Here is a 15,977-nt window from a genome sequence, read left to right as displayed (position 1 = left end):
TAGTCTTTTAATCATAAAACATGTTTATTCGCAATAAGTTGAGACAAGCTGGGGAGGCGGACGAATCTGTCGCGTTCTCAATGCGCGCCGCAGCGAGCCGCGGTGGAGTAGGTCTGACGCAACTGGTTATCTGGCGCTGTTAGAGTAAATGACCGCGCTTGAGATTTCTCTTCAATGATCAGTGTTTAATTAAGCGTTCGCTGCTAGATTCGTGCGGCTATCCCGCCGTGGTGCATTTCACCTGGCGCATATTGGCTAACTCTTTGATTTATATGGGTAGGAGGCGCTTTTGAAGTGTCAAAAGCGCGCTCTCTAATGTCACCCTACACTGGGTGCCGCTTATTCCCAGCTAAGCGCACCACCCGTCTGATACTCAATTACGCGCGTTTCAAAGAAGTTCTTCTCTTTACGCAAATCCATAATCTCGCTCATCCACGGGAAGGGGTTTTGCGCGCCGGGGAATTGTTCTTTCAGGCCGATCTGTACCAGGCGGCGGTTGGCGATGAAGTGGAGGTATTGCTCCATCATACCGGCGTTCATGCCGAGTACACCGCGCGGCATGGAGTCGCGGGCGTATTCGATTTCAAGCTGGGTGCCTTCCACGATCATCTGGGCCACTTCCTGCTGGAACTGGGGAGTCCAGAGGTGGGGGTTTTCCAGTTTGATCTGGTTGATCAGGTCGATACCGAAGTTCAGGTGCATGGATTCGTCGCGCAGAATGTATTGGAACTGTTCTGCTACGCCGGTCATTTTGTTGCGGCGGCCCATGCTGAGGATCTGGGTGAAGCCGCAGTAGAAGAAGATGCCTTCAGTCACACAGTAGAAGCCGATCAGGTTGCGCAGCAGCTCCTGATCCGTTTCGTGGGTGCCGGTCTGGAAGGTGGGGTCACTCAGGGCGCTGGTGTGTTTGAGGCTCCAGGCCGCTTTTTTGGCGATGGAGGGCAGCTCGCGGTACATGTTGAAGACTTCGCCTTCGTCCATGCCCAGTGACTCTACGCAGTATTGGTAGGCGTGGGTGTGGATGGCTTCTTCAAAGGACTGGCGCAACAGGTACTGGCGGCACTCGGGGTTTGTGATGTGGCGGTACACGGCCAGCACCAGGTTGTTGGCAACCAGTGAGTCGGCGGTAGAAAAGTAACCCAGTGAGCGCATGACGATGCGGCGTTCGTCTTCGGTCAGGCCTTCGGGGTTTTTCCACATGGAGATGTCGGCCGACATGTTTACTTCTTGCGGCATCCAGTGGTTGGCGCAGCCGTCGAGGTACTTCTGCCAGGCCCAGTCGTATTTGAAAGGCACGAGCTGGTTTACGTCGGCGCGGCAGTTGATTACGCGCTTGTCGTCTACCTGAATACGGGCGGCGCCCATGTCGAGGTCTTCGAGGCCGGCGGCTACGTCGAGCTGCTCAAGGGCGCGCTCGGCTCTGGCTTGGAGGCTTTCGTCGGCGATGGTTTCTTCGCCGTCAGTGGTGCTTGCTGCTGCGGGGGCGGTTGGTTCCGCCGCCGGCATTGCGGGCTTTTCCGCGTAGGCAGCCGGAGCAGGTTCCTGAACGGAAGGCTGCGGGGCGGCCGATGCCGGCCCAGCCTCAGCAGCAGGCGGCGGAGGCGGTGTGTTCGGCTTGGCTTTGATGGCGTCGAGTGCTTCGTCGGTGTTGTATTCGTCCCAGCTTAACATCGATGTTCCTTGGCTCTTTGCTGTGTTGGTTTGCTGCATGGATACCCACCTTTGTTGTTATCGGTTTGAACGGGTACTGCGCGTTCGGTTGTGTTTGTACGTTGCCGCAAGCGCTGTAGTTTTAGACAGCGCCTGCGGCATCTTTGCTTACTGACAAGCCTCGCAATCTGGATCATCCAGTGAGCAGGCTGCGGGTACCGGGGCGGCGGTTGGAGCCGCTTCCGGTGCCTGTGCCGACACCTTGTTCATGGTGCCGCGATCAACCGTGGATTTCTCAGTAGTCGACGCTGCCAGTGCACGGAGGTAGTAGGTGGTTTTGAGGCCACGGAACCAAGCCATGCGATAGGTGATGTCGAGTTTCTTGCCCGAGGCGCCGGCGATGTAGAGGTTCAGGGACTGGGCCTGATCGATCCACTTTTGACGGCGCGAGGCGGCGTCTACCAGCCAGCGGGGTTCTACTTCGAAGGCGGTGGCGTACATGTCTTTCAGATCTTGCGGAATGCGGTCGATCTTCTGTACCGAGCCTTCGTAGTATTTCAGGTCGTTGACCATCACGCTGTCCCACAGGCCGCGCGCTTTCAGGTCGCGTACCAGGTAGGGGTTCACCACGGTGAATTCGCCAGACAGGTTCGATTTCACATACAGGTTTTGATACGTGGGCTCGATCGACTGGGAGACGCCGGTGATGTTGGCGATGGTTGCGGTCGGGGCAATGGCCATTACGTTGGAGTTGCGCATACCGTCTTGCAGTACTTTGCTGCGCAGACCTTGCCAATCCAGCGTCTGGGTGCGATCTACTTCAATAAACTGCTCGCCGCGCTGGGCAATCAGGTTGTCGAGGGAGTCGATAGGCAGAATGCCCTGGCTCCACAGTGAACCGTCGTAGCTCGCGTAGCGGCCACGCTCGGCGGCGAGATCGCTGGAGGCTTTGATGGCGAAGTAGCTGACGGCTTCCATGGAGCGGTCGGCAAACTCAACGGCGTTATCAGACGCGTAAGCAATGTGTTGCTTATACAGCGCGTCCTGGAAGCCCATGATGCCAAGGCCAACCGGGCGGTGCTTGAAGTTGGAGTTCTGCGCCTGCGGCACGGAGTAGTAGTTAATGTCGATCACGTTGTCGAGCATGCGCACGGCGGTGTTGATCGTTTTCTCCAGCTTGGCGTGGTCCAGACCGTTTTCAGTGACGTGCTGAGCTAAGTTTACGGAGCCCAGGTTGCAGACCGCGATTTCCTCTTTGTTGGTGTTGAGGGTGATCTCGGTACACAGGTTGGACGAGTGAACCACACCGGCGTGCTGCTGCGGGCTGCGCAGGTTGCAGGGATCTTTAAAAGTGATCCACGGGTGGCCGGTTTCAAACAGCATGCTCAGCATTTTGCGCCACAGGTCGGCAGCTTTCACTTTCTTGTGGTGTTTCAGCTGACCGCTGGCCGCCATCGCTTCGTATTCTTCGTAGCGTTTTTCAAAGGCGGTGCCGTACAGATCGTGCAGATCGGGTACGTCGCTGGGCGAGAACAGGGTCCACTGGCCGTCGGTGAAGACGCGCTTCATAAACAGATCAGGCACCCAGTTGGCGCTGTTCATGTCGTGGGTACGGCGACGGTCGTCACCGGTGTTTTTGCGCAGCTCGAGGAATTCCTCGATATCCATGTGCCAAGTTTCCAGATAGGCACACACGGCGCCCTTGCGCTTGCCGCCCTGGTTAACCGCTACAGCCGTGTCGTTCACCACTTTCAGGAAGGGCACAACACCTTGGGATTTGCCGTTGGTGCCTTTGATGTAGGAGCCCAGCGCGCGCACCGGCGTCCAGTCGTTGCCCAGACCGCCAGCAAACTTGCTCAGCATGGCGTTGTCCTGAATCGCGCCGTAGATGCCGTGCAGGTCGTCGGGCACGGTGGTCAGGTAGCAGCTGGAAAGCTGCGGACGCAGGGTGCCGGAGTTGAACAGCGTCGGGGTAGAGCTCATGTAATCGAAGGAGCTCAGCAGTTCATAGAACTCGATGGCGCGAGCGTTCTTGTCGTCTTCGCGGGTCGCCAGACCCATCGCGACGCGCATGAAGAACACCTGCGGCAGCTCGATGCGCACATCGTTGCTGTGAATAAAATAGCGGTCGTACAGGGTCTGCAGGCCGAGGTAATTGAACTGGTTGTCGTTCTCGGGCTTGATCGCCTGACCGAGACGGGCCAGATCGAATTCTTTCAGCTCGGGAGAAATCAGTTCCAGTTCAACGCCTTTTTCAATGTAAGCGGCCAGCGCTTTGGGGTAGTACTCGATCATGTCGTGCTGGGTGGCGCTCTCGGCTACGCCTAGGAAAGTCAGGGCTTCGGCGCGCAGTTTGTCCAGCAGCAGGCGGGCGGTCACGTAGCTGTAGTTGTGTTCTTTCTCAACCAGCGAGCGGGCAGCAATCACCAGTGAGGTGTTGACCTCGTGGGCGGCCACGCCGTCGTACAAACCTTTCAGTACTTCATCCAGTACCGCTTTGGGGCTGACATCGGCCAGACCTTCGCAGGCCTCGTTCACGATGAATTCCAGGCGGCCCAGATCCAGCGGGGTCAGGGAGCCGTCTTCCTGAGTGACGCGGATAGAGGGGTGGGCCTTTTCTTCGGGCTGGGCCTTTTTGCGCTCTTCGGCGCGGGCGGCGCGGTACAGCACGTAGTCGCGAGCCACTTTGTGTTCGCCGCTGCGCATCAGGGCCAGCTCAACCTGATCCTGAATGTCTTCAATATGGATGGTGCCGCCGGAGGGCATGCGACGTTTGAAGGTCGCGGTGACCTGAGCCGTCAGCTTGGCCACGGTTTCATGGATGCGGGTGGAGCCTGCTGCATTACCACCTTCTACTGCCAGGAAGGCTTTGGTAATGGCCACGGAGATTTTGTCGTCCGTGTAGGGCACCACGGTGCCGTTGCGCTTGATGACGCGCAGTTGGCCAGGGGCGGTGGCCTGGATTTCAGTTTTTGAGGGCGAGCTCGGGGGCTGGGTGGCGCTGCTTTGCTGGCTTTCTACGTGGGTCTGCATGGTCTCTCCGGACATTATGCTGTCTATATGTGGTGTCTGGGCGTGTAGCGACTACAACATCTGGAATGTTCAATACACGGTACCGCTTGCCGCTGTATCCGATTGCATGCCTGCTTCGAACCTCGAAGAAATATAAAGCATCGTGCCCAGTTTCGTTGCGAAATGACGCGATCTTGTTTTTTTGACTTCGAGACCGAGGGTGCGCCCTTGGGCGTCACAGCAGTCAAGAGCACAAGATAGTGTTGTTTTGGGTCTCACGCAAGCACTAAATATTGGGGATTGCGTGTTAACAAGGTGTGGATAAGTTGGGTCATGGGTGGGCACTAACCTGAAGGTGCCCGGAATAGCCGCTTTTCAGCGATGCGGCGTCAACATGACAGGGATTTTAGTTTTAAGACGATGTTCTTATAACGAGTATAACTGTTATGACTTGTGAGAATTTACCAGTTCTTCGTCCCGGTGAAAGGCGATCAGGTGTTCCACATCGGCCTCAATGGCGATGGTCTCGCCAAGGGGGAAATCCCGGTGGCTGGGAAGCAGGGCTTCCACCTTGCTGCCGGTAGGCAGAGCCAGTGTGTAGAGGGTGGCGCCGCCGTTGAAGACCTTTTTCTCTACGGTGGCTTCGACGCCCTCAAAATCACTGAGCACGATATCGTCCGGGCGCAGCAAAACGTCTACCCGGGAATTTTCCGGCCAGGGGTAGGCGCGGTTGCCGAGCAGGTCGCCCAGCTCGGTTTGAATGCTGTGGTGGTCTGTGACGGTGCCGGGTACAAAGCTGCCGCGACCAATAAATTCGGCCACCAGCCGGTTGGCGGGTTCGTGGTAGAGATTAAAGGGCGTGTCCCACTGCTGCAGGGCACCGTGGTAAAGCAGGCCGATCTGGTCACTGAAGGCGAAGGCCTCTTCCTGATCGTGAGTCACCAGAATGGCGCTGATGCCGTAGTCCTTGAGAATGTCGCGCACTTCAAGGCTGAGGCTTTTGCGCAGCTCGGCGTCGAGGTTGGAAAAGGGTTCGTCCAGCAACAGCAGTTTCGGTGCCGGCGCCAGCGCGCGCGCAAGCGCTACTCGCTGCTGCTGACCGCCGGAAAGTTCGTGGGGGTAGCGATCTTCCACGCCGTTCAGGCGCACCAGCTCCAATAGCTGACTGACGATGCGGTTCTGCTCGGTGCGCGAGGTTTTGCGAAAGCCGAAGCAGATGTTTTGTTTAACGGTGAGGTGGGGAAAGAGGGCGTAGTCCTGAAAGACCATGCCCACTTCGCGCAGCTCAGGGTCAAGTGAGAAACCGGGTTTGGAGAGGGTAGTCTCGCCGAGCAGGATTTCGCCCTGATCGATCGGCTGAAAGCCGGCGATGGCGCGCAGGGCGGTGGTTTTGCCGCAGCCACTGGGGCCGAGCAGGGTGCAGATATCGCCTTCGTTTACGTGGAAGGAGATATCGTCGATAACGGGTTCACCGTCGTATTGGCACTGGATGTTTTTGACTTGGAGCATGGGCTTCCGTTCTGGTCCCCTCACCCCAGCCCTCTCCCGTGGGGAGAGGGGGTTAAAAGAGTGCTCCCTCTCCCTCTGGGAGAGGGTCGGGGTGAGGGTATGTCTTAGTTCGCCGCTTCCAGCAGCAAAAATTCCATCAGCGCCTTTTGCGCGTGCAGGCGGTTTTCCGCTTCATCCCAGATCACGGTGTCGGGGCTGTCCATCAGGCCAGCGGAAATTTCCTCGCCGCGATGGGCTGGCAGGCAGTGCATGTACAGCGCATCGCTCTTGGCCTGGGCCATCAGCTCTTCGTTTACCTGAAAACCGGCGAACTGGCGGCGGCGCTGGGCTTTTTCCTTTTCCTGACCCATGGAGGCCCATACGTCGGTAACCAGTAGGTCAGCGTCGCGAGCCGCCTTGCTTGGGATGGTGGTGATCTTGACGCGATCCTTGGCCTGTTCGACCAGATCCTTGCGCGGTTCGAAGCCGCGCGGACAGGCAATTGCCAGTTCAAAATCAAACTGGATGGCGGCGTTGATATAGCTCTGGCACATGTTATTGCCGTCGCCGATCCAGGCCACCTTCTTGCCCTGAATACTGCCACGATGCTCCACGTAGGTCTGGATATCGGCCAGTAACTGGCAGGGGTGAAAGTCGTCGGTCAGGGCGTTGATCACCGGCACTGACGAGTACTCCGCAAAGCGTTCGATGATGTCGTGACCGTAGGTGCGCATCATGATGATGTCGACCATGGAGGACATCACTCGGGCGCTGTCTTCAATCGGTTCGCCGCGACCGAGCTGTGTGTGCTCCGGGGCGAGGAACATGGCGTGGCCGCCCATCTGGGCCATGCCGGCCTCAAAGGAAATGCGGGTGCGGGTGGAGGCTTTCTCAAACAGCATGCCCAGCACGTAGTTGTTAAAGCGCGCTTCTGCGGTGCGCGCTTTGTGCTGGGCTTTCATTTCGATTGCACGCTGAATAATCTGCTGCAATTCGCTGGGTGAGCAATCCATTAAGCTCAAAAAATGCCGAACGGCCATCGTAGTGACTTCTATTAACTTGGGAGTTGATCAGGCAGCGTCGCGCTGTGCGGCCCAGTTTTCAATCAGGGGGCACAGGGTGTCGATCAGCTGCTGAACTTCATCTTGGTTGATAACAAGCGGCGGCAACAGGCGCACCACTTTTTCGGAGGTGACGTTAATCAGCAGCCCGGCATCCAGTGCCTGCTGTACCAGTTCGCCACAGGCTGCGGCCAGTTCAATGCCGACCATCAAACCTTTGCCGCGAACGGTGATTACGCCTTTGACATTGCCCAGTCGCTGGTTGAGGCCGTCGACCAGTTGTTGGCCGCGCTGTTGGGCGTTTTCTATCAGTTTGTCGTTTTGCAGGGCATCCACTACCGCAAGGCCGGCCGCGCAGGCCAGCGGGTTGCCGCCAAAGGTGGTGCCGTGATTGCCGGGCTTGAACAGCTCGGCCGCTTCGCCGCGTGCCAGACAGGCGCCAATGGGCATGCCGCCGCCAAGACCTTTGGCGGTCACGACCACGTCGGGCATAACCGTGCTGTGCTGGTAGGCAAAGAACTTGCCGGTACGGCCGTTGCCGGTCTGAACTTCGTCGAGCATCAGTAGCCACTGATGCTTGTCGCAGAGTGCGCGCAGTTGTTCGAGAAAGCCGTCGGGCAGCACATTGATACCGCCTTCACCCTGAATGGGTTCGAGCAGAATGGCGCAGACGTCGCTGTTGTTCTTGGCAATGTTTTCCAGTGCGCTGATATCGCCGAAGGGCGCGCGGGTAAAGCCATTGACCAGCGGTTCAAAACCGGCCTGAACCTTGCGGCTGCCGGAGGCGGTCAGGGTGGCTAGGGTTCTGCCGTGAAAGGCACCTTCCATAACCACCACGGTCGGTCGGTCGATATCGCGTTTGTGGCCGTACAGGCGTGCCAATTTGATGGCGGCCTCGTTACCTTCGGCACCGGAATTACAGAAGAAGGCGTTGTCCATGCCGGACAGGGCGCAGAGTTGATCTGCCAACGCCTGTTGGTTTTTTACGCCGTACAGGTTGGAGGTGTGCAGCAGTTGTCCGGCCTGATCCTGAATGCGGCGTGTCAGTTCGGGGTGGGCGTGGCCCAGTGCGTTTACACCGATGCCGCTGATGGCATCCAGATAGCGCTTGTCCTGCTCGTCTACGAGCCAGACTCCCTTGCCGTGAGAAAAGCTCACGGGCAACCGATTGTAGGTCGACATCACCGTATTGGTCATGACTATCCCCAGTTCCTTGGTAATTCCAGATCAGAGGTCGATCAGAATGTTGCAGATAAAACGTAAAAGGGCAGCTACCGCTGCCCACCGAACGAATCATCATATAACCATTAATGGGGGCTGGCAATGCCCCCGGTAAAGGCGGCAATTATTCCGCTGCAGGGCCCGGCTGGCGGGCCCTTTGCCAAATCAGCGGCCGAACAGTTTCTGGAACTTTTCCGCGGCCTTTTCCTTGAGTTTTTCCTTGCCGCGATCGATCTCTTCATTGGCCTTTTGTTTGGCTTCGGCCTTGGCCATGTCTTTTACCGTTTCGCGGAAGCGCACGGTGTCGAATTTGCAGGGCAGGCCTTCCTCACCGGCCAATGCGCCCTCGCATTTGACTGGGATGATCAGGTTCTTGAGCTTCTCGTTGACCCGGCAGGCCGGATCTCCGTGCACGTTGCCGAGAATGCGCAGGCCAGCGCGGTAGTCGAGCTCCATGCTGTCGATATTGACGTCACCTTCGCCTTCCAGCGCCATGCCTTTGAGCTGGGCTGTTAAAGCCTGATTCTTGATCGAGTTGCCGTTGATGGTGATCGCGCCGCTGAGGTTTTCAAAGTCGGTAACCTTGGGCCAGGCGCTGGTGTCGATTGTTTCTTTATTCATCAGGGCGATGCCCTGACAGGCATAGGCGCTCATGCTGGTGCCCTCAAGGCGACCTTCGGCGATCGCAAAGTCCGCCTTACCTTTGGCATTGTTGCGCAGCACGCTCACGCGATTACCGCGGGTGTTCAGGTCAAGATTGATATTGGCGCGACCTGAAAATTGCTGCATCTCGGCGAGCTGGGTTAACAGCGGCAGGGTTTTTACGTCACTGACGTTTGCCTGCACCTGCCAGCGCGGATTATCGCTGCTGCCATCAATGGTGGCATTGGCGTTAAACGCGCCTTCATACAGCTGGCCACTGAGGGGGCTTATCTTGATCATGCCTTTGGCGGCGGTGGCCTGCAGCTTCAGTTGTTTGATCGCAATCTGATTGGCGATCAGCTCACCGGCGGTCAGCCCGATATCCAGGTTCAGTCCGCGCAGGGTTTCCAGTGGCAGCAGGTCGGTTTCCGCTGCTGTGGGCGCTTCAGGAGTGCTTTCTGCTTCAGCGGTGGTTTCTGTCTGCGGTGGCAGGTAGCGGTCTGCGTTCAGGGCATTGAGATTCAGGCGGCTAAACAGGGCGCCGCTGTCGAGGGTGTAACGCACTTCGCCGCTGAGTTTGCTGCTATCCAATTGCAGCGTGAGCGGCTTGATGGTGATCTGTCCGGGCTTGCCGCCGAGGGTGGCATCCAGCGCGACTTTCTCCAGCGTGGTGCTGTCCTGCATGGGGGGCAGACTGATGCCGAGCTGGGTGAGCAGCTTGCGCGCAGAGAACTCGGCAATGTTCAGGTTGCCGGAGAGTTGCGGGGTGGTATCAAACTGCTTTACATCCAGTTGGGTGCTGAGCTGCATCTGGTTGACGCTGACATTCAATGGGGCGAGCTGAATTCGACTGTCGGCAAGGCTGGCATCAACCTTGCCGCTCAGGGCCAGTTCTACCGGCTGGTTATTGGTGGGTTCGCCTTGCAGCTTTATCGTACCGTTCAGTTCCTGCAGCAAAAATTGTTGAAAGGCCTCGCCTAGCGTCAGGCGGGTGCTGAGCTGGGTGTTGATATCCAGAGTCGGCTCGGTGGTGGCCAGATGAAACTGCAAATCGAGGGGGAAGGCTGCACCGGGTTTAATGTTGCTGGCATTCAGCGCGAAATCATCCAGTGTCACTTTCTGGCCAGTGACTTTATCGTGGTAATGCAGGCGCATATCACTGATGGCCACTTCGCTGACATTGAACTGGAGTTCGCCCGAATCGGAGCTTTCTGTTGGTGCTTTCTCTTCAGCTGCTTTTTCGGTAGCAGCTTGCCCGCTGCCCTCGGGCATTACTCTTTCCCAGTTGCCGCTGCCGTCTTCGGCTTTGACGAGATTGAGTTCCAGCCCGGCCAGTTCAAAGCGGTGCACGGCAGGCTGCATGGCAATGAGAGAGCGCAGACTGACGCGGGCGACCAGTTTGTCGAGCTCGACAAAGGGGGCGTCGTCTAATGAGGCGCTGACCTTGTTCAGTTCGAGGCCGAGGGGAATAAACGACCAACCGATATCGCCATCCAGTTGCAGGTCGAGGCGGGTGTGGGTTTCGGCGGCTTTTTCAATATGGGGTTTGTAATCATTCGGGTCGAGCAGCAACAGAATGCCGCCGATGGCGACAGCGCCCAACACCAGCAGGCCGGCAAGTGCAAACAACAGGTAGCGCAGCGCAGCGGGCATGAAAACTCTCCGTTTTAGAATGTGCTGCTAATATAGCAAAACGATTGCAGGGTCCCGAGGTTCTATCGTGGCAAAATCTGCAATTTTGGCTGCTGCCGCAAAAAATACTCCATGTGGACGTATTGCTGCTGGCGTCTCACCCCTAGCATGGGTATCCATCAAGCTTTGTCAGTGAGGAAGGGTAATGAGTGCAACGGAGAGTCAGCGAGAGCTTCGCTTTGTCGTGATGGGTGCGGGAATGGCGGGCATTCTGGCTGCGATCAAGCTGCGAGAGGCGGGGCACGGCGAGGTGGCGGTTTATGAAAAGGCCGATCGCATCGGCGGCACCTGGCGCGAGAACACCTACCCGGGCCTGACCTGCGATGTGCCCTCGCATTCCTATACCTATTCCTTCGAGCCGAACCCGGACTGGAGTCGCTACCTGCCGCCAGGCGCCGAGATTCAGGACTACTTTGAGCGCACCACCCGCAAATATGGCATCGACAAGCTGATTCGTTTCAATGAAGAAATCATCAGTTGCGAATACCGAAATGGTCGCTGGCAGATCGAAACGAAAAGCGGGCTGCGCGATGAGGCGGATGTGGTGATTGCCGCCACGGGCGTCTTGCACGTGCCGCGCTACCCGGACATCGACGGGATTGAGGATTTTGAGGGCGCGATCTTTCATACCTCGCGCTGGGACCACAGCGTGCCGCTTGATGATCGTCGCATTGGCGTGATCGGTACCGGGTCGACCGGGGTGCAGATTGTGTCGGCCCTGTCCAAGCGGGTGAAAAAGCTGGTGCATTTTCAGCGCACCCCGCAGTGGATTATGCCGGTGGAAAATCCGGAGTTCAGCGAGGAGCAGAAAGCGGCGTTTCGCAATGATCCGGAACTGCTCAAGTACATGCAAAACGAGCCCGAGTATCTGGCCAACGTCGAGCGTTTTACCAATGCCATCGTGGAGCCGGAGTCACCGGCAATGGAAGAAATCGAAACCATTGTTCGCGATTACCTGGAAAACAGTATTCGTGATCCGGAGCTGCGGGAAAAATTGCGGCCGTCTTATCGTGCGGCCTGTAAGCGGCTGATCTACTCCCCGGACTTTTACGAGGCCGTACAGCGCCCCAGCGTTGAGGTTGAGCTCGGTGCCATTGAGCGCATCGAGGCAAAAGGTGTCCGCTTGAAGGATGGCACCCTGCATGAACTGGATGTGATTGCGCTGGCGACCGGCTTTAAGGCAGATCAGTTTATGCGGCCGATGAATGTAGTGGGGCGAAACGGTGTTGAGCTGAACGAGGTATGGGCCGATACCCCCCGCGCCTATCTGTCGATTTCGATTCCGGAGTTCCCCAATCTGTTTATGCTCAACGGGCCGAATGGGCCGGTGGGTAATTTCTCATTGATTGATATTGCCGAGCACCAATGGCATTACATCGAGCAACTGATTGCGAAACTGGAGTCGGGCGAGTGCGCCGAAGTCTGCGCCACGCAGAGCGCGTTAGATGCCTTTGATAAGGCGCGTTTGGAAGCGGCGAAAAAGACAATCTTCGGATCCGGCTGTCAGAGCTGGTATCTGGATGCGAACGGGGTACCTGCCACCTGGCCGTGGACTCAGAAAAAGTTTTATGAAGCGATGGCGGAACCGGATTTTTCGGCTTTCGAGTTGGTGAGTCTTGAGGAAGAAAACGCAGGGGCCTGAAGCGACCCCTGCGGGATAGTATGAAGAGACCTAATGGATCAGAACTCAGGCATATCCGGCATGCCGGCACCGGCTTTCGGCTTGTCCTCAGTTCGTTCGGCCACCATGGCCTCGGTGGTGAGAATCAGGCCGGCAATGGAGCCTGCGTTCTGCAGTGCTGAGCGGGTGACCTTGGTGGGGTCGATAATGCCCTGCTCAATCATGTCGACGTATTCGCCGGTCTGGGCGTTGTAGCCCCAGCTAACGCTGTCCTTGCTGCGAACCTTGTCGAGTACCACGCTGCCTTCTACGCCGGCGTTGGCCACGATCTGACGGAAGGGTTCTTCCATCGCGCGCAGCGCAATCTTGATACCGGTATCCTGATCGGCATTGGCGCCCTTCAGGCCGTCTTTGCGCAGCTCGTCGGCTACCCGAATCAGGCTGATGCCGCCGCCGGGAACAATGCCTTCTTCAACCGCCGCGCGGGTGGCGTGGAAGGCGTCGTCGACCAGATCCTTCTTCTCTTTCATTTCCACTTCGGTGGCCGCGCCGACTTTGATAACTGCAACACCGCCGGCCAGTTTGGCAACGCGCTCTTGCAGTTTTTCCTTGTCGTAGTCAGAGGTGGATTTTTCGATTTCCGCGCGAATTTGAGCAACGCGGGCTTCGATGTCCTGCTTCTGACCAGCACCGTCAACGATGGTGGTGTTTTCCTTGTCGATCACGACGCGTTTGGCAGTGCCAAGTTGCTCGAGTTCGACATTTTCCAGGCTCAGGCCTACCTCTTCCGCAATGACCGTGCCGCCTGTCAGGATGGCGATATCCTGCAGCATGGCTTTACGGCGGTCGCCGAAACCGGGCGCTTTAACGGCGGCGGCTTTCAGGATGCCGCGCAGGTTGTTCACCACCAGCGTGGCCAGAGCCTCACCTTCGATGTCTTCGGCAATCAGCAGCAGCGGACGGCTGGCCTTGGCAACGGATTCCAGGGTCGGCAGCAGATCGCGGATATTGCTGATCTTCTTGTCGAACAGAAGGATGTAGGGGTTGTCCAGCTCAACCTGCATCTTCTCCTGATTGTTGATGAAGTAGGGCGACAGGTAGCCGCGGTCAAACTGCATACCTTCAACGACTTCCAGTTCGTTCTGCAGTGACTTGCCTTCTTCAACGGTGACCACACCATCGCGGCCAACTTTTTCCATGGCCTCGGCCAGAATCTGACCGATGTCGGTGTTCCAGTTGGCGGACACGGTGGCGACCTGACCGATGGCCTTGTTGTCGTCACAGGGCTTGGACAGCTTGCCCAGTTTTTCGGTGGCGGCCTGAACGGCTGAGTCGATACCCCGCTTGAGGTCCATCGGGTTCATGCCGGCGGCAATGGCCTTGTGACCTTCACGCACCAGCGCTTGCGCCAGAACGGTTGCCGTGGTGGTGCCGTCACCAGCCACGTCGGCGGTTTTGGAGGCCACTTCCTTCACCATCTGGGCGCCCATGTTTTCGAACTTGTCCTTCAGTTCGATTTCCTTGGCTACCGAGACGCCGTCCTTGGTCACGCGGGGCGCGCCGAAGCTCTTGTCGAGGACAACATTGCGGCCTTTCGGGCCCAGGGTTACTTTCACGGCATCTGCCAGAATATTTACCCCTGCCAACATACGCTCACGGGCGTCGTTGGAAAATTTTACGGTCTTGGCACTCATGCTGCTTTCTCCTGAATTTCAGTCTGTTCAACCACGGCAAAAATTTCAGATTCCTTGATGATCAGGTAGTCTTCGCCATCGATTTTGACTTCGGAGCCAGCGTACTGACCAAACAACACCCGGTCGCCGGCTTTCACCGACAGGGCGCGCAACTCTCCGTTGTTCAGCAGCGCACCATCGCCTACCGCGACCACTTCACCCTGAGTGGACTTCTCCGCGGCCTTGTCCGGGATCACGATGCCACCTTTGGTTGTGGTTTCCGCCGCGAGGCGTTTGACAACCACCCGATCGTAGAGCGGTTTGATACTCATTGGGTTTTCCTCCAATTCACGTCTCAATACTATTGTTAGGTTTGAAGGAGCTGGGCGACAGGGGATGAGTCGCACAGCTTTCAAGCGCCAAAATGGGAGCGTTTGGAGCAATTTCAAGGGGCAGTTTTTAGATTATTTTTCTCTATTGCTGTGACTTTTTATAAGTGGAAAGTTTTTTTCTTCCTGCTTATATTTTTAGGGAAGTGCCTGATGCTTGTTTCGGTAACCCGCAATCGTTATTTGGCCTAGGAGACGCTAGATTCAAAACAGGTGCTGCCACAACAGGTTAGAAGGAGGGCGCCGATGCCTGGATCACAGCCGACCTTTGAACGGACACTGGCCGACTATTTTCGCGAACGCCTGCACGACGAGGGGGCGGAGCTGAACCCCATCCCGCAGGAAGATACGCTTTGGTATATGGGCAATATGCTGGCCCGTTTTGGCGATAGCGATCAACTGTTCTGCTATGACGAGGGTGAGCTCGGTATTCGCCCGCTGGCTATGCTCTACAAGGATGCCCATGAAGCCAATGACCACCGCGAGCGCTGCCTGATCTTGCGGCAACTCGGTGACGTGGCTTTATTCGTGGGAGCGCTGTTTCCTGAGAGCTATGCCCGGCGCGGCATTCTCAAGGATTACTTTGTGGGTATGGGAGGGGGCGCCTATGGCTACCTTTCGGAAAATGCTCACCAGAACCGCCATGTCTTTTCAGAACTGGCGTCCACCTTTACCCGCATGCTGGAACTGGTGGCGCGGGTCTGTTCCAAGGAAACCCAGTTTGACGCAGGGGATATTCTGAGCCTGTACCAGCGCTGGCGTCGCAACCAGGATCCACGGTTGGAAGAGCAGCTGCGGGCACTGGGCATTGTGGTTGCGGGAGACGACCGGATTCACTGAGCCGGTGTGGGCGCAACCCGAGTGTTTACCCTTAGTGATGGGCCGAGGTTGAGAGTCAGTTCGTCGCTGGGGTGCAGTGGTCCGACGCCTTCGGGTGTGCCAGTGAGAACAATATCCCCCGGTTCCAGCGTGAAGAACTCGCTAATCGCACACAGCAGACTGGGAATGGGGAACAGCATGTCGCGGCTGTTGCCTCGCTGCCGAGTCTTACCATTTACCTCAAGCGAAAGGTCGATATTATCCAGCGGCGGGCACTGACTGATGGGCACAAAGTGCGAGATCGGGCAGGCGCCATCGAAGCCCTTGGCTTTTTCCCAAGGGCGGCCCGCCTTTTTAAACTCGTTCTGTAGATCGCGCAGGGTGAGATCCAGTGCCAGGCCCACGCCACTGATGGCGCTGACCGCCTCGGATGCGGAGCAGTTTTTCAGGCGCTTGCCAATCAGCAGGGCAATCTCCACTTCGTGATGCACCGCGCCGCGATCCATGGGGATCGTCAGTGCTTGGTGAAGACTTTGTAAGGCAGTAGCGGGTTTGATAAACAGCACCGGTTCGGTGTCCGGCGCCTTGCTGTTCATTTCTTTGACGTGAAGAGCGTAATTCAGCCCGGCACACACCACTTTCTTGGTGGTCAGTTCTATGGGTTCGCCATCAAGCCAGTGGTGTTGAAAACTCATACGCTATGTCCTGC

At 57.3% G+C, this 15,977-nt stretch carries 11 protein-coding genes; 2 read left to right on the top strand and 9 right to left on the bottom strand.

The features are described from left to right. Positions 1–339: 339 nt before the first annotated feature. From FHR99_RS08350 to FHR99_RS08325, 6 genes are all read right to left on the bottom strand, one after another. Entirely contained in the window at positions 340–1,671 is a 1,332-nt protein-coding gene (locus FHR99_RS08350) for a ribonucleotide-diphosphate reductase subunit beta (RefSeq protein WP_183410042.1), read from the bottom strand. Positions 1,672–1,818: 147 nt separating this feature from the next. Then, entirely contained in the window at positions 1,819–4,683 is a 2,865-nt protein-coding gene (locus FHR99_RS08345) for a ribonucleoside-diphosphate reductase subunit alpha (protein WP_183410041.1), read from the bottom strand. 423 nt (positions 4,684–5,106) lie between these two features. After that, positions 5,107–6,171 carry an ABC transporter ATP-binding protein gene (locus FHR99_RS08340; protein WP_183410040.1) on the bottom strand — a complete coding sequence of 355 codons (1,065 nt, stop codon included), beginning with the start codon at positions 6,169–6,171 and terminating at the stop codon, positions 5,107–5,109. A 104-nt stretch (positions 6,172–6,275) separates the two neighbouring features. Beyond that, entirely contained in the window at positions 6,276–7,190 is a 915-nt protein-coding gene (argF, locus tag FHR99_RS08335) for an ornithine carbamoyltransferase (protein WP_183410039.1), read from the bottom strand. A gap of 30 nt (positions 7,191–7,220) precedes the next feature. Further along, positions 7,221–8,408, bottom strand: coding sequence for an aspartate aminotransferase family protein (locus tag FHR99_RS08330; RefSeq protein WP_183410038.1), 1,188 nt, complete (start codon positions 8,406–8,408; stop codon positions 7,221–7,223). 189 nt (positions 8,409–8,597) lie between these two features. Beyond that, positions 8,598–10,727, bottom strand: coding sequence for an AsmA family protein (locus tag FHR99_RS08325; protein ID WP_183410037.1), 2,130 nt, complete (start codon positions 10,725–10,727; stop codon positions 8,598–8,600). A gap of 184 nt (positions 10,728–10,911) precedes the next feature. Here FHR99_RS08325 and FHR99_RS08320 point away from each other — a divergent pair, with 184 nt between their 5' ends. Then, positions 10,912–12,408 carry a flavin-containing monooxygenase gene (locus FHR99_RS08320; protein WP_183410036.1) on the top strand — a complete coding sequence of 499 codons (1,497 nt, stop codon included), beginning with the start codon at positions 10,912–10,914 and terminating at the stop codon, positions 12,406–12,408. A 38-nt stretch (positions 12,409–12,446) separates the two neighbouring features. Here FHR99_RS08320 and groL read toward each other — a convergent pair whose 3' ends face one another. Both groL and groES read right to left on the bottom strand, forming a co-directional pair. Next, positions 12,447–14,081 (bottom strand): chaperonin GroEL, encoded by a 1,635-nt coding sequence (gene groL / locus FHR99_RS08315; protein ID WP_183410035.1) that lies wholly within the window; start codon positions 14,079–14,081, stop codon positions 12,447–12,449. Continuing rightward, the gene (gene groES, locus FHR99_RS08310) at positions 14,078–14,392 is read right to left on the bottom strand and encodes a co-chaperone GroES (protein ID WP_183410034.1); all 315 of its coding nucleotides are present in this window, start codon (positions 14,390–14,392) and stop codon (positions 14,078–14,080) included. The genes groL and groES overlap by 4 nt, the downstream gene beginning before the upstream one ends. Positions 14,393–14,695: 303 nt before the next feature. On the opposite strand from groES, the gene FHR99_RS08305 reads away from it, so the two are divergent. Beyond that, a complete protein-coding gene (locus FHR99_RS08305) occupies positions 14,696–15,289 on the top strand; it encodes a hypothetical protein (protein ID WP_183410033.1) in 594 nt (197 codons plus the stop codon). Here the strand turns inward: FHR99_RS08305 and FHR99_RS08300 are convergent. After that, on the bottom strand, positions 15,283–15,963 hold the full coding sequence (locus tag FHR99_RS08300; protein WP_183410032.1) for a fumarylacetoacetate hydrolase family protein: 681 nt from the start codon (positions 15,961–15,963) through the stop codon (positions 15,283–15,285). The genes FHR99_RS08305 and FHR99_RS08300 overlap by 7 nt on opposite strands. Positions 15,964–15,977: the final 14 nt, after the last annotated feature.

It is taken from the genome of Litorivivens lipolytica (assembly GCF_014191715.1).
Taxonomy (GTDB): domain Bacteria; phylum Pseudomonadota; class Gammaproteobacteria; order Pseudomonadales; family Spongiibacteraceae; genus Litorivivens; species Litorivivens lipolytica.
The sequence above is the reverse complement of the archived record's forward strand: the minus strand, read 5'-3'. Positions and strand labels throughout refer to the sequence as shown.